Origin of the sequence: Streptomyces sp. RK62 (genome assembly GCF_018070255.1) — a bacterium.
In the GTDB taxonomy this organism is placed as follows: Bacteria; Actinomycetota; Actinomycetes; order Streptomycetales; family Streptomycetaceae; genus Streptomyces; species Streptomyces nigra.
On the sequence record NZ_JAGPYD010000018.1, the window covers coordinates 71,983 to 91,535 of the forward strand.

Below are 19,553 nucleotides of genomic sequence, written 5' to 3' on the forward strand. Positions count from 1 at the left end.
GATCCACCATCTGTGTGAGATCTCCTCGTACCGAGGTGTGTAGTACATCGATTTCGCGCCCTCGTCGGTTATCGGCGGGGGCGCGCGCATGCCAGGACGCTGACCTGGGAATTCACAAATGAACCCGTTCGGCTGTACGGACGCGAGATCACGGAATTCCCTATTCCGTATGTGGGGACGCACTCCTGTCGTCACAACCATGTCTCACGGACCTTGCCGAATGGGTGGCCATGTAGCCCCGGAGGGGTGATCATGAGGAGACCAGAGCGCACTTCCCATGAGGAGGCACGGGTGGCCGAGACTCTGAAGAAGGGCAGCCGGGTGACCGGCGCCGCGCGCGACAAGCTCGCGGCAGACCTGAAGAAAAAGTACGACTCCGGTGCGAGCATCCGGGCACTGGCCGAGGAGACCGGCCGCTCGTATGGCTTCGTCCACCGGATGCTCAGCGAATCGGGCGTCACGCTGCGTGGGCGTGGCGGGGCGACGCGAGGCAAGAAGGCCGCATCGTCCTGATCCCGGGCGGTCCATCGTCTTCGATGGTGACCACCCGGCCGGTCCTCCCCTGAGCCCTTGAGGGGCCCGGCGGGACTCCGGATCGACCGGGTGGTTACTGTGCAGTCACTTAGTGGGTGCCTTCAACTCGGCATCCGCAGGCTGACCGCACGCATCGGAGGCACCCCATGGCTTCGCCCGACCAGGAACTCGCTCCCCTGCTCGACAAGGACAACGTCCGGCTCACCGTCGACGGCGCGATCGCGACGGTGACCCTGACCAACCCGGCCAAGCGCAACGCGCAGAGCCCCGCCATGTGGCGGACGCTCGCCGAGGCCGGGCGCGTCCTGCCGGGCAGCGTGCGGGTCGTCGTGCTGCGCGGTGAGGGCCAGTCCTTCTCCGCCGGGCTCGACCGCGCCATGTTCACGCCCGAGGGGATCGAGGGCGAACCCTCCTTCATCGACCTCGCGCGCAGCAGCGACGGCGAGCTCGACGCCGCGATCGCGGGCTACCAGGAGGCGTTCACCTGGTGGCGGCGCAACGACCTGGTGTCCATCGCCGCCGTGCAGGGACACGCCATCGGGGCGGGCTTCCAGCTCGCGCTCGCCTGTGACGTGCGCGTCGTCGCCGACGACGTGCAGTTCGCCATGCGCGAGACCGGCCTCGGGCTGGTTCCCGACCTGACGGGCACGCATCCGCTCGTCGGGCTCGTCGGCTACGGCCGCGCGCTGGAGATCTGTGTGACGGGCCGCTTCGTGTCGGCCGAGGAGGCAGTGACCAGCGGGCTCGCCAACCTCGCCGTGCCCGCGGACCAGCTCGACGACGCCGTACGGGACCTGGCCGGGGCGATCGTCGCCGCGCCGCGGGACGCCGTCGTGGAGACCAAGGCGCTGCTGCGCGGTGCCACGGACCGGACCTACGACGAGCAGCGCGGCGCCGAGCGGGCCGCGCAGGCCCGCCGGCTGCGGGACCTGGCCGGCCTCGGCGAGTGAGCCGCGCGCCGGTCAGCCGGCGGAGGTGACCACCACGGCCACCGTCGGCCGGTCCGCGAGCGCCCGGCCGACCCGCTCGCGCACCTCCCGGGCAACCTCCACGGCCCGGTGGTCCGCGGCGACCGCCACCTCCACACGCACATGCCGATGCGGCAGGGCGGCACCCTCCTGCCGCGTCTCGACGTGCACGGAACGCCCCGGCCCGCCCAGCGCCCCCGTGAGCCCGGCGACCCCGGGGACCGCCAGCGCGACGGCCGTCACCCGCTCCTCGTCCGGGTTCGCGGGCCGGGCGGGCGGCATCGGCTCGGGCGCCCGCACCGGGGCGGGTCCCTCGTCCGAGCCGTCCTCGTCGAACAGGGCCGTCACCCGCAGATCCACCTCGGTCACCGTCAGACCGAGGTGATCCGAGGCGGCGGACAGCGCTGCGCGCAGCCGGTCCGCCGTGACCGGGAGCGGCTCGGCGCCGGCCGCCGCGCACTCAGCCGTGATCCGCAGCGGGCCCGGCGGCAGGGCGCTCGGCGGGGGCGGCACCACCGGCTCGGCGGTGCCGTCCGGACCGGCCGGCCCGATCCGCAGCGCGCCCAGCCGGGCGTCGCGCACCGGCTCCGCCGCGCGCCGCAGCACCGCCTCGGCCGCCTTCTCGAAGATCCACGCGCCGTCGCGCGCGCCGCCCAGCGGCAGTAGCCGTCCGAGTCCGGTCTGGCGCCGCACCGCCCGCTGCAACCGATCTGCCGTCGTCATTCCTCCAGCCTGCCGTATCCATGGCGCGGTATCCCGTAACCATGCTTACGGTGGTCGAGGGACGACGACCGAAAGGGACGGACGGCCATGACCGAGATGACGGAGCAGAAGATCCAGGGGGCCGGGCGCGGCGGCACGGACACCGGTGCCCGGGGCAGGACCACCATCGCCGACGGCGTCGTGGAGAAGATCGCCGGAATGGCCACCCGCGACGTGGAGGGCGTGCACGCGATGGGCAGCGGCCTGTCGCGGACCATCGGCGCCATGCGGGACCGGGTCCCCGGAGGCGGGACGGACAAGTCGGTCACCCGCGGGGTCAAGGCCGAGGTCGGCGAGAAGCAGGCCGCGCTCGACCTGGAGATCGTCGTCGAGTACGGCGTGTCGATCGCCGACGTCGCCCGCGACGTACGCGAGAACGTGATCACCGCGGTGGAGCGGATGACCGGTCTCGAGGTCGTGGAGGTCAACATCGCGGTGACCGACGTGAAGCTGCCGGACGAGGAGGAAGAGGAACCGGAGCGCCGCATCCAATGAGCCACCGGGGCAGGGTCCGTAAAGGCGCCGAGAAGCTGAGGAGCGCAGCATGAGCATGGCCGTGGTCGGCATGATCGCCGGCATGGCACTGGCCTTCGCCGGGTACTTCGGCGGATTCGGCGCCTTTGTGCTGGTGGCGGCCCTGGGGGCCGTCGGGTTCGCCGTCGGCCGGTTCCTGGAGGGGGACTGGGAGCTCGGCGACTTCTTCCGCCCCCGCGACGAACGGCGGCGATGACGGCCGTGAGCGGCGGGGCGGCGGAGGTCCGCAGACCCCCGGCCGAGATCGCTCCCGGCGAGCGCGGCTCCCTGCGGATCGCCGACCGGGTCGTCGCGAAGATCGCCTCGCAGTGCGCCCGGGAGGCCGTCGGGCCGCCGGTCCCGGGCGCCGAACGCCCCTACGCCAACGTCGTCGTCGCGCACGACACCGTCCGCGCCCGCGTCCACGTCGAGCTCGACCACCCCACCGACATCGGCGCGCGCTGCGCCGCCGTGCGTCGCCATGTCACCGAACGGGTAGGCGCGTTGGTGGGCATGGAGGTGACCGAGGTCGCCGTGCACGTCGAGCGGCTGCACCCGGCGGCCACGCGCGACGCGGCCCAGGGGAGGACGCGATGACCGAGTCCCAGGGGACCGACGGCGCCACCGAGCGGCTGCCGGTCCTGGAGAAGACGACCGGGTCCGGCGACTACGGCCAGTCGTCCTCGGCGGCCGACTACGAACCCCCGCCCCCCGCCGGCCGCGAGGGCCGCTTCTGGTCGGCGCGCCGGATCCCCGCCGCGCTCACCGCGCTGGCGGTGTTCGTCGTCGCCGGCTTCTTCCTGTACGACATCGTCTCCGTGCGCGCCGGCCGGCCCGGCATGCGCTGGCGCCGGGAACTGGCCGACCAGCTCGCCCACCGCCCCCTCGACGACACCTGGGTGCTGGTCGGCGCGGGCCTGGTCGCCGTTCTCGGGCTGTGGCTGCTCGTCCTCGCGGCCACCCCGGGACTGCGGCCCGTCCTGCCGATGCGGCGCACCCACGCCGACGTCCGCGCCGGGCTGCACCGCGACCTCGCCGCGCTGGTCCTGCGCGACCGGGCGATGGAGGTCTCCGGCGTCCAGTCCGTACGGGTCCGGGTGCGCCGCCGCAAGGCCGAGGTCCGGGCCGTCTCGCACTTCCGCGACCTGGACGAGGTGCGCGCCGAGCTGGACGCCACGCTCACCGAGACCGTGCGAGGCCTGGGGCTGTCCCGGAAGCCCGCGCTGTCCGTACGGGTACGGAAACCGGGACGGAAGGGGTGAGGGCCGTGCTCAGGACCGTGAACAGGGTGCTCGTCGGGCTCGTCGGACTCGTGCTGTTCCTGCTCGGCGGCTCGGTGTTCGCCGTCGGGCTGGGCGCGCCCGCGCCCTCCTGGTGGATCCACGACGACCGGCACGACGTGCTGCTCAGCGACGCCGAGCGGACCCGCTGGCGGGACGACGACTGGTGGTGGCCGGTCGTCATCGCCGCCCTCGCGGTGCTGGTCCTGCTCGCCCTGTGGTGGCTGACGGCGAACCTGCGCCGGCGCCGCCTCACCGAGGTCCTCGTCGACACCGGCGACGGCGAGGGCGCGCTGCTGCGGGGCCGCGCCCTGGCGGACGCCCTCGCGACCGAGGCCGCCGCCCAGGAGGGGGTGCAGCGCGCCCGTGTCCATCTGCGGGGCCGGCGCACCGCGCCCGAGACCCGGGTACGGCTCCGGTTGGAACCGCACGTGGACCCCGGGGCGGCGCTCGACACGTTCACCGAGGGGGCCCTCGCGCACGCCCGCAATTCGGCGGGCCTGGCGTCCCTGCCCGCTGAGGTCCGCCTCAGGGGCGTCAAGCATGGTGCGGAACGCGTCAGTTGAGCCCCCGCGGCCGTACGGCGCTCAGAAGCCGTGCCGCATACCGCCGTCCACCGGCAGCATGACACCCGTCAGATAGGACGCGGCCGGGGACAGCAGGAACGCCGCCGCCCGGCCGAACTCCTCCGGACGGCCGTAGCGGCGCAGCGGGATCCGCGACTCGTTCGCCGCCCGGGTGGCCTCCGGGTCGGCGGACAGCGCGTCCAGCTCCCGCACCCGGTCGGTGTCGATCCGCGCCGGCAGCAGCCCCACCACCCGGATGCCGCGCGGACCCAGCTCGTCCGACAGGGACTTGGCGAAGCCGGCGAGGCCCGGCCGCAGCCCGTTGGAGATGGTCAGCCCCGGGATCGGCTCGTGCACCGAGCCCGACAGCACGAACCCGATGACACCGCCCTCGTCGAGTTCGGCCGCCGCCGTGCGCGCGAGGCGGACCGCGCCCAGGAACACCGACTCGAACGCGGCCTGCCACTGCTCGTCCGTGTTGTCCGCGACGAACCCGGCGGGCGGGCCGCCGACGCTCACGAGGATGCCGTCGAAGCGGCCGAACGCCTCGCGCGCGGCGGCGACGAGCCGCTCCGGAGCCCCCGGGTCGGCGTTGTCGACGGCCACGCCGACGGCGCCCGGCCCCAGTTCGGCGGCCGCCGCGGCGACCCCTTCCTCGTCCCGGCCGGTCAGGACGACCTTCGCGCCGTCGGCCACCAGCTCCCGCGCGGTCGCGTTGCCCAGGCCGCGCGTGGCACCCGTGACGACGTACACCCGGTCCTTCAGTCCAAGATCCATGGCCCCTATCCTGCCCCGCCGTCCCCGGACAGGGCGAGGGCGGTGTTCACCAGGCCGATATGACTGAAGGCCTGCGGGAAGTTGCCCAGCTGGTGCCCGGCGACCGGGTCGTACTCCTCGGCCAGCAGACCCACGTCGTTGGCCAGCCCCACCAGATGGTCGAACAGCTCGCGCGCCTCCTTGGCCCGGCCCGCCATGTGCAGCGCCTCCGCCAGCCAGAACGAGCAGGCGACGAACGCGCCCTCGCTGCCGGGCAGCCCGTCCACGGACCGCCCCTCGGTGCTGTAGCGGCGCAGCATCCCGTCCTGGCTGAGCTCGGCGCGGACCGCGTCGATCGTGCCGATGACCCGCGGGTCGTCCGGCGGCAGGAAGCCGACCCGGGGGATGAGCAGCACGGCGGCGTCCAGCTCCGTGGAGCCGTAGGACTGGGTGAAGGTGTTGCGCTCGGCGTCGTAGCCCCGCTCGCACACCTCCCGGTGCACCTCGTCGCGGAACGCGCGCCAGCCCTCCAGATCGCCGTCGAGCTGCGGGTTGTGCTCCAGCGTGCGCACCGCCCGGTCCGCGGCCACCCACACCATCACCTTGGAGTGCACGAAGTGCCGGCGGCCGCCCCGCACCTCCCACAGCCCCTCGTCGGGCTGTTGCCAGTGCGCGCGCAGCCACTCCACCAGGGCCACCTGGATCGCCCACATGTGCGGCTCGGTGTGCAGGCCGGCCTCCCGGGCCAGCGCGAGGGTGTCCATGACCTCGCCGTACACGTCGAGCTGGAGCTGGTTGACCGCCTCGTTGCCGATGCGGACGGGCGCGGAGCCGCGGAAGCCGGACAGCCAGGGCACCTCGAACTCGGGCAGCCGCCGCTCACCCGCGAGGCCGTACATGATCTGCAGGTCGGCCGGGTCGCCGGCGACCGCGCGCAGCAGCCAGTCGCGCCACGCCTCGGCCTCCTCCCGGTAGCCCGCCGACAGGCCGACGTTCAGGGTGAGGGTGGAGTCGCGCAGCCAGCAGTAGCGGTAGTCCCAGTTGCGCACCCCGCCCAGCTCCTCGGGCAGCGAGGTCGTGGCGGCGGCGACGATCCCGCCGGTGGGCCGGTAGGTGAGCGCCTTCAGGGTGATCAGGGAGCGGACCACGGCGTCGCGGTAGGGGCCGTCGTAGCGGCACTGCCCGGCCCAGGCGCGCCAGTCGCGGACGCTCGCCTCCAGCGCCTCGTACGGGTCGATCAGCGCGGGCCGCGGGCGGTGCGAGGGGTGCCAGGTCAGGACGAACGCGACCTTCTCCCCCTCCTCGACCGTGAACTCGGCGTGGGTGCCGAAGTCCTCGCCCCAGGTGTGCACCTGGGGCTCGCTGCGCAGCCAGACCGAGTCCGGGCCGGCGACGGCCACCCGGTGCCCGTGGGACTCGCGCACCCACGGCATCACGGCGCCGTAGTCGAAGCGCAGCCGCAGGGTGCTGCGCACGGTGACCCGGCCGCGCAGGCCCTCGACGATCCGTACGAGGTCGGGGGCCTCGTCGCGCTGGGGCATCAGATCGGTGACCCGGATCGCGCCGTCCGCGGTCTCCCACTCGGTGTCCAGCACCAGGGTGTCCGGGCGGTAGGCGCGGCGGGTACAGGGCCCGTCGACGCCCTTCGGCGCGATCCGCCAGTGGCCGTTGTCCTTGTCGCCGAGCAGCTTGGCGAAGCAGGCGGCCGAGTCGAAGCGGGGCAGGCACAGCCAGTCGACCGAACCGTCCCTGCCGACCAGGGCGGCCGTCTGCTCGTCGCCGATCAGGGCGTAGTCCTCGATACGGGGGTGCACGCAAGTGCGGATTCCCCGGGGTTCACACCGCCAATCAGGCGGAGGCACACGGAGTGACCGGAGTGACCGGCGCCACAGCCGCCGTCAGGGCGCCGGTGTCGTCACGGCGACGGGGTCCGTCTCGGCCGGCTCCGACGCGTCCGACGCCCGCTCCCGGGCCTCGCGGCGGGCCAGGATGAACCAGCCCAGCGGGACGCCCGCGGCGAACAGCCACCACTGGAGGGCGTACGCGTAGTTCAGCGCGGCGTTCTCGTCGCCCGGCGCGCCGATCGGCTCGGGGCTGTCGCCCTTCGGCTCGGGCGCCGTCTGCACGATGTAGCCGCCGAGGACCCGGGCGTCGAGGCGCTCGGCCTCCCGGGCGCTGTCGATCAGCATGACCTGCCGCTCGGGCAGGCCCTCGAGGTTCTTGATGCCGCTGGCCTCGGTCGTCTCGTCCGGCATCAGCCGGCCGGTGACGGTGATCCGGCCGGCGGGCGGCGCGGGGATCTTCGGGAAGGCCGTCTGGCTGGGGCCGTCGGCGGGGATCCAGCCGCGGTTGACCAGCAGCACCCGGCCGTCGGTCAGCACGAACGGGGTCAGGACGTGGAAGCCGACCTTGTCGTCGGAGCTGACGCGCCGGCGGACGACCACCTCGCGGTCCGGGTCGAAGCGGCCCACGGCGGTCACGGTCCGGTAGCGCTGCCCGGTGGTGACGGTGTGCCCCGGCGAGGTCAGCCGCTGCACCGGCACCGGCTTCGCCTCGAGGGCGGCGGCCACCAGGTCGTTGCGGGCGCGACGCTCCTCGTAGCGGTGCATCTGCCAGAAGCCCAGCTCGATCATCGTGGGGATGAGAAGCAGGGCGATCAGCGTGAGGATCACCCACTGCCGGGACAACAGGAAGCGGTACACCCCACGACCGTACAACTCGGTCGAGGGGTGTCTTCACGCGGGTACCGGGTCACACCTTGTCGACGATGCCCGCCTTTCCCTCGGCGCGGGCGCAGTGGGCACCGCAGTACCAGTTGCCGTCGACCTCGACTCCCTGCCCGATGATCTGCACACGACAGTGCTCGCAGATGGGGGCCATGCGATGGATCGCACAGGAGAAGCAGTCGAAGACGTGCACCGCGCCCTGCGCGTGCACCTCGAAGGTCATGCCGTAGTCGTTTCCGCACACTTCACATGTCGCCATGCGCCACAGGGTGGGCCGTCGCCGCGGCCGGGGCGAGACCGCTCCTGGCGAGTCGCGCGTCAATCACCCGTCCGTACGGTCACCCCTGCGTGGCCGGTTCGACGTCCTCCAGAAGCTGCCCGAACGCCGCCTCGTCCACGACCGGCGTCCCGTACTGGCGGGCCTTGAGCACCTTCGAGGTGCCCGAGTCCGGGTCGTTCGTGACGAGCAGGCTGGTCAGCCGGGACAGGCTGGTCGACACATGGAGCCCGGCGTCCACCGCCCGGTCCTCCAGCAGATCCCGCTCGGTGGACGTGTCGCCCGAGAACGCCACCCGCATCCCCTGCTTCAGCCGCCCGCCCGCTACATAGCGCCCCGGGTTGGGGTAGGGGCAGGCGGGCCGCTTGCGGGACGGGCGCCAGCTGGTCGGGCGGTAGCCGCCGGCCCCGCCCGGCTGACGGCCGATCCGGGGCGCCGAGTCCCGCCACTCGGTCAGCGGCAGGCACTCCTGCAGCGGCAGCCGCACCATGCCGGCCGCCGCGGCCCGCAGACTCGGCCGGAACGCCTCCGCCAGCACCCGCGCGTCGTCCAGCGCGTGGTGCGCCCGGCGCTGTACGACACCGAAGTGCGCGGCCAGCGTGGCCAGCTTGTGGTTGGGCAGGGGCAGGCCCAGCTCCTTGGAGAGCGCGATGGTGCACAGCCGCTGCCGCACCGGCGCCCGCCGCTCGGCGCGCGCGTACTCCCGGGCGATCATCTGCCAGTCGAAGACGGCGTTGTGCGCGACGAGCACCCGTCCGTCGAGCCGGGCCGCGAACTCCTCGGCTATGTCCGCGAAGAGGGGGGCGCCCTCGAGGGCCTCGCTCGTCAGACCGTGGATCCAGACCGGGCCCGGGTCCCGCTCCGGATTGACCAGCGTGTACCAGTGGTCCTCGACCTCGCCCAGCGCGTCCAGCCGGTAGACGGCCGCGGAGATGATCCGGTCGTCCCGGGCGAGGCCGGTGGTCTCCACGTCAACGACCGCGTATCCCTGCGGATACGCGGCCGGCCACGCAGTCGGGGAGGACGCTGTGGTCGTCGGGTCTTCGAGCATGGTCACTGAGGATACGGGCCGGGACTGACAGGTCCGGCCGTCAGGTACCCGGCCCCGCCCGTCCGTTCGGGCCCGCCGAACACCTGGCCGCCAATCGGGCGGCGTCCACGCGGTGTTGCGGAGTGCCGGGACCGGGAGCGTCGGTACGTCCCCGATGTCCCCGGCGGTGCGATCCTCCCCATATGACCGAACCGAAGCGCGACCAGGTCCACGAAGGCGCCCTGGGGGAGCGGTTGAACTGGCTGCGCGCGGCCGTCCTCGGCGCCAACGACGGCATCGTGTCGACGGCCGGCCTCGTCGTCGGCGTGGCCGGCGCGACCGACACCCGGTCCGCCCTGCTGACCGCGGGCCTGGCCGGGCTGCTCGCCGGGTCGGTGTCCATGGCGGCGGGGGAGTACGTGTCGGTCTCCACCCAGCGCGACTCGGAGCGGGCCGCGCTGGCCCACGAGCGGCGCGAGTTGAGGGAGCGTCCGCAGGCCGAACTGGAGGAGCTGGCGGAACTCCTGCGGCGCAGGGGGCTGTCGCGCGAGGTGGCCCACGAGGCCGCCGTCCAGCTGACGGAGCGGGACGCGCTGCGGGCACACGCGCGCGTGGAGCTCGGCATCGACCCGGACGCGCTGACCAACCCCTGGCACGCGGCGTGGGCGAGCTTCCTGGCGTTCACGGCGGGGGCGCTGCTGCCGCTGCTCGCGATGGTGCTGCCCCCGGCCGACACCCGGCTGGCCGTCACCGTGGTCTCCGTCCTTGCGGCTCTCGCCCTGACCGGCTGGAGCAGCGCCCGCCTCGGCGCCGCCGCCCCCGGCCGCGCGATCCTGCGCACGACGGCGGGCGGGGCGCTGGCCATGGGCGTCACCTATGCGGCGGGCAGCGCGCTGGACGTGGCGGGGGTGTAGGCCCGGCGGGCGGGGCCGGGCCTCCGGCGGCTCCCCGAAGCGCGCCGCCCCCCCCGCCCCGGCCACAGCTCCCCGAAGCGCGCCGCCCCCCTGCCCGGACGTACCGTGAGAGGCGCGCCCGCGCACCCCCGGGCGCACGGACGCCCCACGAGAAGGACCCCCGCATGCGAGCCACCACGATCCACGCCCCCTTCGACATGCGGGTCCAGGACGTGCCCGACGCCGCCGTCCAGCACCCCACGGACGCCGTCGTACGGGTGCTGCGCGCCTGCATCTGCGGCAGCGACCTGTGGGCCTACCGGGGCGAGTCGGCCCGCAAGCCGGGGCAGCGGATCGGCCACGAGTTCCTCGGCCTCGTCGAGGAGACCGGCGCCGATGTGAGCGGGCTGCGGCGCGGCGACCTCGTCGTCGCCCCCTTCATGTGGTCCGACGGCGTCTGCGACTACTGCCGCGAGGGCCTGACGACGTCCTGCGAGCACGGCGGCTTCTGGGGCTCCGAGGGCTCCGACGGCGGCCAGGGCGAGGCCGTCCGGGTGCCGTTCGCCGACGCCACCCTCGTGAGGCTGCCGGGGGACGCGGCCTCCGACGACCGGCTGCTCTCCGCGCTGCTGACACTGTCCGACGTCCTCGGCACCGGCCATCACGCCGCCCTCGGCGCGGGCGCCCGGCCGGGCGCCACGGTCGCCGTCGTCGGGGACGGCGCCGTCGGCCTGTGCGCGGTGCTCGCCGCCCGGCGGCTCGGCGCCGAACGCATCATCGCCCTCGGCCGGCACCAGGGCCGCACCGACATCGCCCGCCGCTTCGGCGCCACCGACGTCGTCGCCGAACGCGGCGAGGCGGCCGTCGAGGCCGTCCGCGAACTCACCCGCGGCCAGGGCGCGCACGCCGTCGTGGAGGCCGTCGGGACCGAGCAGTCCATGCGTACGGCCCTCGGCGTCGCCCGGGACGGCGGCGCCATCGGGTTCGTCGGCGTCCCGCACGGCAGCGGCACCGGCCTCGACCTCGGCGTCATGTTCGACGGCAACATCGCGCTGCGCGGCGGCGTCGCCCCCGTGCGCACCTACATCCCGGAGCTGCTGCCCGACGTGCTGGACGGCACGATCGACCCGTCGCCCGTCTTCGACCGGACCGTCGGCCTGGAGGAGGTCCCGGACGGCTACCGGGCGATGGACGAGCGCACCGCCCTCAAGGTCATGGTCACGCCCTGACGCCTCACCAGCGGATCGGCACCGGCAGCGCCGTCAACAGTCCCGACAGCGCGACCACCCCGGCCAGCGCGACGACCTCGGCGCGCGCGGGCGTGCACGCCGTCAGCGGATCGGCGGCCCGGCGCAGCCTGATCCTGGCCCACAGCGCCAGCCCGGCGACCACCACCATCAGGAGCACCTTCGCCAGCAGGGCCCGCCCGTACGCCGTGTCCGTCAGCTGCGTCAGGATCGTGTCCGCCGGCATCCGGCGCAGCGAACTGGTCACCCCGGTGGCCGTCAGGGCGGCCAACAGCGCGGCCGCCACGCGCGCGTAGAGGCCGAGCAGGGCCGCGCCCGCCTCCCTGGCGCCCCAGCCGCGCAGGGTCCGCAGGACGTACAGCAGCCCGCCCACCCACAGCGAGGCGCAGGTCAGATGGACCAGGGTCAGGGCCGAGCCGAGCAACGGGTCGTCCTCGGTGGTGGGATGGGCGCGCAGCGCCTCCGCGACCACCAGCGCGCCCAGCGGCCACACCTGGGTGCCGGGCCGGCCCGACAGCGCGCACAGCCCGGCCACCACGAACGCGTTGACCTCCAGCAGCGCCAGCTTGCCGTCACGCGTGGCGTACAACCCGCCCACGTCCAGGTCGGCGGGGCTGTGCGGCACCAGATTGCCCGTCGACACGACCGAGGCCAGCCCGAGCGCGGCGACGAACCCGACGGCCGCGGCGTACGGCGCCCAGCCGCGGGGCAGCGCCGCCCGAGCCCCCGGCACCGACCGCACCAGCCGCCGTACGAACAGCTCGCCCAGCGGGACGCACAGCGCGGCGAACAGCACCGTGCGCAGCAGCCCGATCCCCGCCGTGCCCGGCGCGGCGGCCTCACCGGTCCCCCGCAGCGCGGCCGACGGCCCGAGCAGCGGGACGCACGCGGCGGCGGCCACCAGAACCAGCACGGCGACCGCCCGCCCCACACCGGGGCGGGACCCGGGCCCGCTCCCCTCGGGGACACCGGGCGCACCGGGCAAGGATCTCGTCGACATCACCTCGAGATCTTCACAAAGCAGCGCAGAGACGCACAAGTGCCGGAAAAGAACTGGCGGTAGGTCGTTCCGCCGCCGTGTCCGCTCACCGCCAGGCCGCCGGGTCCGCGCCCCACACCCCCGGAGGCCGCGCCCAGTCGTGCGGGCCGCCCTCGAAGGCGACCGGCGGCAGGGCGTACCGCAGTCGGCCCCGCGCGCTGTCCCGCTCGGCGAGCCAGGCGTCCGGGGCGTCGTACACCGCGTCCCCCGCCGGGCCCGGTGCGACCTCCTGGGTCAGCCAGTGCGCCGTACGCGCCAGGGACACCTCGACACGGGAGCCGTGGCCGTCCTCGCCGCGCTCGGTCAGCGCCCGCAGGACGGCCGCCGCCAGCAGATAGCCGGTGCCGTGGTCGAGGGCCTGCGCGGGCAGGGCGCCCGGCCGCTCGGCCGAACCCTCCGTCACCGCGATGCCGGTGGCGACCTGGACGAGGCTGTCGAAGCCGCGCCGCCCGCCCCAGGGGCCGTAGGCGCCCCACGCCGACAGCTCCGCCACGATCAGTCCGGGCCGCCGCTCGGCCAGCGCCCGCGCCGAAAGCCCGAGCCGGTCCAGGGCGCCCGGCCGGTATCCGGTGACCACCACGTCCGCCGCCGACAGCAACTCCTCGAAGGCGCGCCGGTCCACGGCCGCGTCCAGCAGCACCGAGCGCTTGCCGAAGCCCGTGTCGGTGTGCTGGTCGGTCAGTTCGGGCAGCCGGGGCGGGTCCAGGCGCAGCACGTCGGCGCCGAGCAGGGCGAGGGTGCGGGTGGCGACCGGCCCCGCGATGACCCGGGTCAGATCCAGGACCCGTACCCCGGCGGCGGGCAGCAGGGGAGTGCCGTCGAGCGACGGGAGGGCACGCGCGCGTGCCGGGGCCGTCCGCTCCCGGACGATCAAAGGGCGCCGGGCGACCTGAGCCGCCTGCTCGTGCGCCGCCCACTCCCCGGGCGTGCGCAGCGCCACCGCGAGACCGCCGGCGGCGTACACGGCGTCCTCCACCTCGCGCGCGGGCCGTTCGGCGACGGCCGCCGCCACGGCGTCCGGGTCTTCCCCGGGCACCCCCAGCGCGGCCAGCAGGGCGGCGCGGTGGTGCGGATAGTTCGCGTGGGTGCGCACCCAGCCGTCGGCGGCCTGCCAGAACCGGGACAGCGGCGCGAACCAGACGGGCGCGCGCCCGTCGACCAGCAGATGCCGCTCGCTCACGAACGCCGTGGCGACCGCCCCGTCGTCCAGCAGGACCCGGGGCACCTCGGCGCGACCGGCCCGCCGGGCGCCCGCCTCCGCCGCGGCCAGGGCGCACGCCCCCACGCAGGCGCGCGCCGCCTCCCGCACGGGAAGGCGCGCGACGAGCGCGCCCTCCCGCACCACGGGTGACACCTGTCCTAGCAGGGCGGCGTCGCCGCCCACCGCCGACCAGGCGGATTCCAGTGCGGTCATGACCGCACTATGCACCCTTCGGCTAGTCGACGGCGTCGAGGGCGTCGACGATGCCGGCTCCGTAGAAGCCGTTGAGGCGCTTGCCGCCCTCGCACACCGCGTCCTGGGTGCCGTCGCCGTTCTGGTCGTAGGAGTCCGGGCAGCCCGGGTTGTCCGCCTGGACCTTCAGCAGGGCCGTCAGCTGCGCCGGAGTCGCCTTCGGATAGCGGGACTTGAGCAGCGCGGCGACGCCCGCGGCGTGCGGGGACGCCATCGAGGTGCCCTGCAGGAAGCCGTAGCCGCCGTCCGGCAGCGTGGACAGGATGCGCCCGTTCTTCGACGGGGTGTCCGGCACCTGGTAGCGGCCGTCACCGCCCGGCGCGGCCACGTCGACGACACGGTGACCGTAGGACGAGTAGTACGACTTGGCCTTCTGCACACCGGTCGCGCTGACCGTCAGGACGCCCGGCAGCTGCGTCGGGATGTCGAGGCACACCGACGGGTCGATGGTGCGCGGCACCGGGGTGGTGTCGTTCGGGCTGGACGCGTCCTCGATGGCGTCGGAGGCCAGGTCGTGGTTGGAGTTGCCCGCCGAGGCGACATGCAGGGTGCCCTTGCGCTGGGCGTACAGCTGGGCCCGGTTGACCGCGTCGACGATGGCCTTCTGGTCCGGGTCGGTCTTGCAGTTGTACAGCCACGGGTCCACGTAGTAGCTGTTGTTCGTGATCTCCACGCCGTGGTCGGCGGCGAACACGAAGGCGCAGACGACGTTCTCCGGGTAGAACAGCCCGCTGTCCGGGTCGCTCACCTTGATGCCGGCCACCTTGACGCCGGGCGCGACACCGGCGACGCCGACGCCGTTGCGGGCCGCGGCGATCTCACCGGCCACATGGGTGCCGTGGTAGTCCCCGCTCGTGTACGGCCGCCAGGCGCCCTCGCTGGTGTCCGCCTTGCCGCCGACGCAGTTGGCCGACTGGGAGGCGGAGAAGTTCGGGGCGAGGTCCGGGTGGGTGTCGTCGACGCCGGTGTCGATGACGGCGACGGTCACCTTGCGGCTGCCCGGGTTGATCTGCGCGGCCTTGTCGGCGCCGATCGCCCGCAGGTCCCACTGGTCCGCCTCGAGCGGCTCCGGGGTGGCCGTACCGGTGGTGGCGCCCTCGGCCGCGCCGGCGATCTTCGCGGCCTGCTGCTTCGTCAGGGGCTGGACGGGCCCCTCGTCGGTCGTGCCGGCGGCCTTCAGTGGCGCCGTACGGGTCGCTCCCGCGGACTGCACGCCGCGCACCGCCCGTATCGTCCGGGCGAATTCGGGGTTCGCCGAGTGGACGACGATGACGCCGATCCGCTCGTAGGCGGTCACGACGGTGCCGCCGGCCGCCCGGATCGCCTTCTTCACGGACTCGATCGTGCGGTGGTCCGTCCTGGTGTTGACGACGTACGCCAGGGAGGACGCGTCCGTGGCCTGGGCGGCGGGCTCCGTGAGCGGGGCCGCGGACGACGCCGTCGGCAGGAAGCCGAGCGTGGCGGTCAGCGAGAGGACCAGCGGGACCGCGAGGCCGAGACGGCGTCTGGACCGCAGATGAGTCATGGGATCTCCACATCATCCGGAACGGAACGGCCCGGGACGCCGATCGGCGCCCGGGCAGGTACATGACGAGTGGTGCAGCCCGAAGCTATCCCCGAACTCCCTGGCCAGCAATCCGGACGCGGCATCTTCGGAAAGTGGCGAGGGGAGTTGAACCGGTCCCCGCGCGGCGCCGTGACCTTGGGCAGGAGGCGCGAGGTCGAGCGTGCCCCCTTTTGGATCACTGGCCGGGGCCCTACCATCGCCAGCCGGTCACGTGATCCATATCACTGCGATGAACAGAGCCGTCATGTCCGTACCCACCCCGCCCCCGACCCCCGAACCGTCCCCGTCCACCGCCGCACCAGCGCCCGCAACGCGAGGAGACTCCGTGGCTACCGACGCACCGCCCCCCTCGAAAGAGACACACCGACTCCCGACCACCGAGGAGTTCAGCGAGGTGCAGAAGAGCGCGGAGTTCGCCGAACTGCGCAGCTCCTACCGCAACTTCGCCTTCCCGCTGACCGTCGCCTTCATCGTCTGGTACCTGCTGTACGTGCTGCTCTCGAACTACGCGGGCGGCTTCATGGGCACCAAGCTGTTCGGCAACATCAACGTCGCATTCGTCTTCGGTATCGCCCAGTTCGTCACCACGTTCCTCATCGCCTGGTGGTACGCGCGGCACGCGAACGCCAAGCTCGACCCCAAGGCCGAGGCCATCAAGACACGTATGGAGGGCGGCGCATGAGCCCCACGATGACCCTCGCGGCCAACGAGGCCAGCGAGCACCGGCCGCTGATCATCACCCTGTTCGCGCTCTTCGTGGTCGCGACCCTCGTCATCACCGTCTGGGCCGGCCGCCAGACCAAGGACGCCGCCGACTTCTACGCCGGCGGACGGCAGTTCAGCGCCTTCCAGAACGGCCTCGCCGTCTCCGGCGACTACATGTCCGCCGCGTCCTTCCTCGGCATCGCCGGCGCCATCGCCCTCTTCGGCTACGACGGCTTCCTGTACTCCATCGGGTTCCTCGTCGCCTGGCTGGTCGCCCTGCTCCTGGTGGCCGAGCCGCTGCGGAACTCCGGCCGCTACACGATGGGCGACGTCCTCGCGTACCGCATGCGCCAGCGCCCCGTGCGCACTGCGGCCGGCACCTCCACCATCGTCGTGTCGATCTTCTACCTCCTGGCCCAGATGGCCGGTGCCGGTGTCCTGGTCTCGCTGCTGCTCGGCATCATCACCGACGCGGGCAAGATCCTCATCGTCGCCCTCGTCGGCGTCCTGATGATCGTGTACGTCTCCATCGGCGGCATGAAGGGCACGACCTGGGTCCAGATGGTCAAGGCCGTGCTGCTCATCGGCGGCACGATCCTGATCACCTTCCTGGTGCTGCTGAAGTTCAACTTCAACGTCTCCGACCTGCTGGGCAAGGCCGCCGAGAACAGCGGCAAGGGCTCCGCCTTCCTGGAGCCGGGCCTGCAGTACGGCGCCGACAACATCACCAAGCTGGACTTCATCTCCCTGGGCATCGCCCTGGTGCTCGGCACCGCCGGCCTGCCGCACATCCTGATCCGCTTCTACACGGTGCCCAACGCCAAGGCCGCCCGTAAGTCGGTGAACTGGGCGATCGGCATCATCGGCGGCTTCTACCTGATGACCATCGCGCTGGGCTTCGGCGCGGCGGCGCTGATCAGCCAGAAGGAGATCATCGCGTCCAACCCGTCGGGCAACACCGCGGCCCCGCTGCTCGCACTGCACCTGGGCGGCGTCGACTCGGCCTGGGGCGCGATCCTGCTCGCCACGATCTCGGCGGTCGCCTTCGCGACGATCCTCGCGGTGGTGGCCGGCCTCACCCTGGCGTCGTCCTCGTCGTTCGCCCACGACATCTACGCGAACGTCATCAGGAAGGGCACGGCCACGGAGAAGGAGGAGGTCCGGGCCGCCCGCCTGGCCACCATCGGCATCGGCGCCGTCTCCATCCTCCTCGGCGCCCTCGCCCGCGACCTCAACGTCGCCGGCCTGGTCGCCCTGGCCTTCGCGGTCGCCGCCTCCGCCAACCTGCCGACGATCCTCTACAGCCTGTTCTGGAAGCGCTTCACCACCCAGGGCGCCCTGTGGTCGATCTACGGCGGCCTCATCGTCGCCGTCGGCCTGGTCCTCTTCTCCCCGGTCGTCTCCGGCGACCCCAAGGCGATGTTCCCGGACGTCGACTTCGCCTGGTTCCCGCTGAAGAACCCGGGCATCATCTCCATCCCGTTCGGCTTCCTCATGGGCTGGCTCGGCACGGTCCTCTCCAAGGAGGAACCGGACACCGGCAAGTACGCGGAACTGGAAGTCCGCTCCCTGACCGGCACGGGCGCCCACTGATCCGTCCTTTCCCAGGCGGCCGCGTCGCAGAAAATCGCGACGCGGCCGCTTCGCGTGCCGGGCCAGAGCGGAGACTGAGCGGGTCGTTTCCGTCGGTGCGAACAAGTGAGGTTCCGTCCGGATGAGTGTCAGTGGAGCCCAGGCGGCGGCCTTCTTCCGGGAGGTCGCCCGGACCCGTACGGTCTGGTGGGTGCGGGACGACGCCGGCAGTCCGACGCCCGTCTCGGGTTCCGGACGGCCCGCCTTCCCCTACTGGTCGTCGCAGGCCCGCGCGCAGCGTGCCGCCGAGCTGTGGGGGCCCGCGTTCCGCGCTGTCCCGATGCCGCTGGAACACTGGCGGAGCGCGGCCCTGCCGGATCTCGCGAAGGACGGCCTCCGGGTGGGCATCAACTGGAGCGGGACGCGTCTCACCGGATGGGACTTCACCGTCGCGGACGTGGTCAACCGGCTCGCACACGCCCTCGCCGAGCCGCCGTACGACTCGTAGACGCCGGCCGCCGGACCCCACCTCGTACGTCCCTACCACCACCCGCGTCCCAGCTCGTGGGATCGGACCCGTGTCACTGTCCGTGCGGTCACGTAGGCTCGCAGGTGACGGACGTCGAGAACTGGTCATGACCAGGAGGGGGCCCCACGTGCTCATCGACACCTACGGCCGGGTGGCCACGGACCTGCGGGTCTCGCTGACCGACCGCTGCAATCTGCGATGCACGTACTGCATGCCCGAAGAGGGCCTGCAGTGGCTGGCCAAGCCCGATCTGCTGACCGACGACGAGATCGTGCGGCTCATCGACATCGCCGTCACCTCCCTCGGTATCGAGGAGGTCCGCTTCACCGGCGGTGAGCCGCTGCTGCGCCCCGGACTGGTCGGCATCGTCGAGCGGGTCGCCGCGCTCGACGCCCGCCCCCGGATGTCCCTGACGACGAACGGCATCGGGCTGAAGCGCACGGCCCCCGCTCTCAAGGCCGCCGGGCTGGACCGGGTCAATGTCTCCCTCGACACCCTGCGGCCCGACGTCTTCAAGACCCTCACCCGCCGCGACCGCCACAAGGACGTCCTGGAGGGTCTGTACGCCGCCCGCGAGGCCGGTCTGACGCCGGTCAAGGTCAACTCCGTGCTGATGCCGGGGCTCAACGACGACGAGGCCCCCGACCTGCTCGCCTGGGCCGTCGAGCACGACTACGAGCTGCGCTTCATCGAGCAGATGCCCCTCGACGCCCAGCACGGCTGGAAGCGCGACGGCATGATCACCGCCGGGGACATCCTGGCCTCCCTGCGCACGCGCTTCGAGCTGACCGAGGAGGGCGCCGAGAAGCGGGGCTCGGCCCCGGCGGAGCGGTGGATCGTGGACGGCGGACCCCATGTCGTCGGCGTGATCGCCTCCGTCACCCGCCCCTTCTGCTCGGCCTGCGACCGCACCCGGCTCACCGCCGACGGACAGGTCCGCACCTGCCTCTTCGCCACCGAGGAGACCGACCTGCGCGCGGCCCTGCGCTCCGGGGCGCCGGACGAGGAGATCGCCCGGATCTGGCGGCTGGCGATGTGGGGCAAGAAGGCGGGCGCGGGCCTCGACGACCCGTCGTTCGTACAGCCGGACCGGCCGATGTCCGCCATCGGGGGATAGGCCTCCTGTCCAGACCCTG

General features: G+C 73.3%; 22 protein-coding genes. 13 read left to right on the forward strand and 9 right to left on the reverse strand.

What is annotated here, in order from left to right; genetic code table 11:
• The first annotated feature begins 291 nt into the window (after positions 1 to 291).
• Together KBY32_RS30300 and KBY32_RS30305 are read left to right on the forward strand one after the other, a co-directional pair.
• Complete coding sequence (locus KBY32_RS30300) at positions 292 to 513, forward strand: helix-turn-helix domain-containing protein (RefSeq protein ID WP_004002281.1); 222 nt, start codon at positions 292 to 294, stop codon at positions 511 to 513.
• Positions 514 to 680: 167 nt separating this feature from the next.
• A complete protein-coding gene (locus KBY32_RS30305; RefSeq protein ID WP_055621364.1) occupies positions 681 to 1,484 on the forward strand; it encodes an enoyl-CoA hydratase/isomerase family protein in 804 nt (267 codons plus the stop codon).
• Positions 1,485 to 1,496: 12 nt separating this feature from the next.
• Here the strand turns inward: KBY32_RS30305 and KBY32_RS30310 are convergent, their stop codons facing one another.
• Positions 1,497 to 2,225, reverse strand: coding sequence for a nucleopolyhedrovirus P10 family protein (locus KBY32_RS30310; RefSeq protein ID WP_210982352.1), 729 nt, complete (start codon positions 2,223 to 2,225; stop codon positions 1,497 to 1,499).
• Between the two features lie 87 nt (positions 2,226 to 2,312).
• On the opposite strand from KBY32_RS30310, the gene KBY32_RS30315 reads away from it, so the two are divergent.
• The 5 genes from KBY32_RS30315 to amaP are packed head-to-tail and all read left to right on the forward strand — an operon-like array spanning position 2,313 to position 4,623.
• Positions 2,313 to 2,759, forward strand: a complete 447-nt coding sequence (locus KBY32_RS30315) for an Asp23/Gls24 family envelope stress response protein (protein ID WP_055621362.1) — start codon at positions 2,313 to 2,315, stop codon at positions 2,757 to 2,759.
• Between the two features lie 49 nt (positions 2,760 to 2,808).
• Positions 2,809 to 2,994, forward strand: a complete 186-nt coding sequence (locus tag KBY32_RS30320; RefSeq protein WP_055621361.1) for a hypothetical protein — start codon at positions 2,809 to 2,811, stop codon at positions 2,992 to 2,994.
• Positions 2,991 to 3,374 carry an Asp23/Gls24 family envelope stress response protein gene (locus tag KBY32_RS30325; RefSeq protein ID WP_210982353.1) on the forward strand — a complete coding sequence of 128 codons (384 nt, stop codon included), beginning with the start codon at positions 2,991 to 2,993 and terminating at the stop codon, positions 3,372 to 3,374. The genes KBY32_RS30320 and KBY32_RS30325 overlap by 4 nt, the downstream gene beginning before the upstream one ends.
• Positions 3,371 to 4,039, forward strand: coding sequence for a DUF6286 domain-containing protein (locus KBY32_RS30330; RefSeq protein WP_055621359.1), 669 nt, complete (start codon positions 3,371 to 3,373; stop codon positions 4,037 to 4,039). Before KBY32_RS30325 ends, KBY32_RS30330 begins: the two co-directional genes overlap by 4 nt.
• Positions 4,036 to 4,623 (forward strand): alkaline shock response membrane anchor protein AmaP, encoded by a 588-nt coding sequence (gene amaP, locus KBY32_RS30335; protein WP_055621358.1) that lies wholly within the window; start codon positions 4,036 to 4,038, stop codon positions 4,621 to 4,623. Before KBY32_RS30330 ends, amaP begins: the two co-directional genes overlap by 4 nt.
• Before the next feature lie 21 nt (positions 4,624 to 4,644).
• Here the strand turns inward: amaP and KBY32_RS30340 are convergent, their stop codons facing one another.
• From KBY32_RS30340 to KBY32_RS30360, 5 genes are all read right to left on the reverse strand, one after another.
• A complete protein-coding gene (locus tag KBY32_RS30340) occupies positions 4,645 to 5,400 on the reverse strand; it encodes an SDR family oxidoreductase (protein ID WP_210982354.1) in 756 nt (251 codons plus the stop codon).
• A 5-nt stretch (positions 5,401 to 5,405) separates the two neighbouring features.
• A complete protein-coding gene (locus tag KBY32_RS30345; protein ID WP_210982355.1) occupies positions 5,406 to 7,193 on the reverse strand; it encodes a glycoside hydrolase family 15 protein in 1,788 nt (595 codons plus the stop codon).
• 84 nt (positions 7,194 to 7,277) lie between these two features.
• Positions 7,278 to 8,081: an SURF1 family protein gene (locus KBY32_RS30350; protein WP_210982356.1), complete on the reverse strand. Its 804-nt coding sequence runs from the start codon at positions 8,079 to 8,081 to the stop codon at positions 7,278 to 7,280.
• A 49-nt stretch (positions 8,082 to 8,130) separates the two neighbouring features.
• The gene (locus KBY32_RS30355) at positions 8,131 to 8,364 is read right to left on the reverse strand and encodes a hypothetical protein (protein WP_079033591.1); all 234 of its coding nucleotides are present in this window, start codon (positions 8,362 to 8,364) and stop codon (positions 8,131 to 8,133) included.
• Between the two features lie 79 nt (positions 8,365 to 8,443).
• Positions 8,444 to 9,433 carry a DEDDh family exonuclease gene (locus KBY32_RS30360; protein WP_055621353.1) on the reverse strand — a complete coding sequence of 330 codons (990 nt, stop codon included), beginning with the start codon at positions 9,431 to 9,433 and terminating at the stop codon, positions 8,444 to 8,446.
• A gap of 182 nt (positions 9,434 to 9,615) precedes the next feature.
• On the opposite strand from KBY32_RS30360, the gene KBY32_RS30365 reads away from it, so the two are divergent.
• The gene (locus tag KBY32_RS30365; protein WP_210982357.1) at positions 9,616 to 10,326 is read left to right on the forward strand and encodes a VIT family protein; all 711 of its coding nucleotides are present in this window, start codon (positions 9,616 to 9,618) and stop codon (positions 10,324 to 10,326) included.
• A 164-nt stretch (positions 10,327 to 10,490) separates the two neighbouring features.
• Positions 10,491 to 11,534: a zinc-dependent alcohol dehydrogenase family protein gene (locus KBY32_RS30370; protein WP_055621351.1), complete on the forward strand. Its 1,044-nt coding sequence runs from the start codon at positions 10,491 to 10,493 to the stop codon at positions 11,532 to 11,534.
• Between the two features lie 4 nt (positions 11,535 to 11,538).
• Here the strand turns inward: KBY32_RS30370 and KBY32_RS30375 are convergent, their stop codons facing one another.
• The 3 genes from KBY32_RS30375 to KBY32_RS30385 all read right to left on the reverse strand — a co-directional run bounded on the left by KBY32_RS30375 (position 11,539) and on the right by KBY32_RS30385 (position 15,569).
• Positions 11,539 to 12,552 (reverse strand): CopD family protein, encoded by a 1,014-nt coding sequence (locus tag KBY32_RS30375; RefSeq protein WP_210982358.1) that lies wholly within the window; start codon positions 12,550 to 12,552, stop codon positions 11,539 to 11,541.
• Positions 12,553 to 12,637: 85 nt separating this feature from the next.
• Positions 12,638 to 14,005: a CoA transferase gene (locus KBY32_RS30380; RefSeq protein WP_210982359.1), complete on the reverse strand. Its 1,368-nt coding sequence runs from the start codon at positions 14,003 to 14,005 to the stop codon at positions 12,638 to 12,640.
• Between the two features lie 22 nt (positions 14,006 to 14,027).
• Positions 14,028 to 15,569, reverse strand: a complete 1,542-nt coding sequence (locus tag KBY32_RS30385) for a S8 family serine peptidase (RefSeq protein ID WP_210982360.1) — start codon at positions 15,567 to 15,569, stop codon at positions 14,028 to 14,030.
• Between the two features lie 367 nt (positions 15,570 to 15,936).
• Here KBY32_RS30385 and KBY32_RS30390 point away from each other — a divergent pair, with 367 nt between their 5' ends.
• The 4 genes from KBY32_RS30390 (at position 15,937) to moaA (ending at position 19,534) form a co-directional block, all read left to right on the forward strand.
• Complete coding sequence (locus tag KBY32_RS30390; protein ID WP_115506198.1) at positions 15,937 to 16,293, forward strand: DUF485 domain-containing protein; 357 nt, start codon at positions 15,937 to 15,939, stop codon at positions 16,291 to 16,293.
• Entirely contained in the window at positions 16,290 to 17,909 is a 1,620-nt protein-coding gene (locus KBY32_RS30395; RefSeq protein ID WP_210982361.1) for a cation acetate symporter, read from the forward strand. The genes KBY32_RS30390 and KBY32_RS30395 overlap by 4 nt, the downstream gene beginning before the upstream one ends.
• Positions 17,910 to 18,030: 121 nt before the next feature.
• Positions 18,031 to 18,396 carry a DUF2750 domain-containing protein gene (locus tag KBY32_RS30400; RefSeq protein ID WP_210982362.1) on the forward strand — a complete coding sequence of 122 codons (366 nt, stop codon included), beginning with the start codon at positions 18,031 to 18,033 and terminating at the stop codon, positions 18,394 to 18,396.
• Positions 18,397 to 18,544: 148 nt separating this feature from the next.
• Positions 18,545 to 19,534 (forward strand): GTP 3',8-cyclase MoaA, encoded by a 990-nt coding sequence (gene moaA / locus KBY32_RS30405; protein WP_181890300.1) that lies wholly within the window; start codon positions 18,545 to 18,547, stop codon positions 19,532 to 19,534.
• Positions 19,535 to 19,553 lie beyond the last annotated feature (19 nt).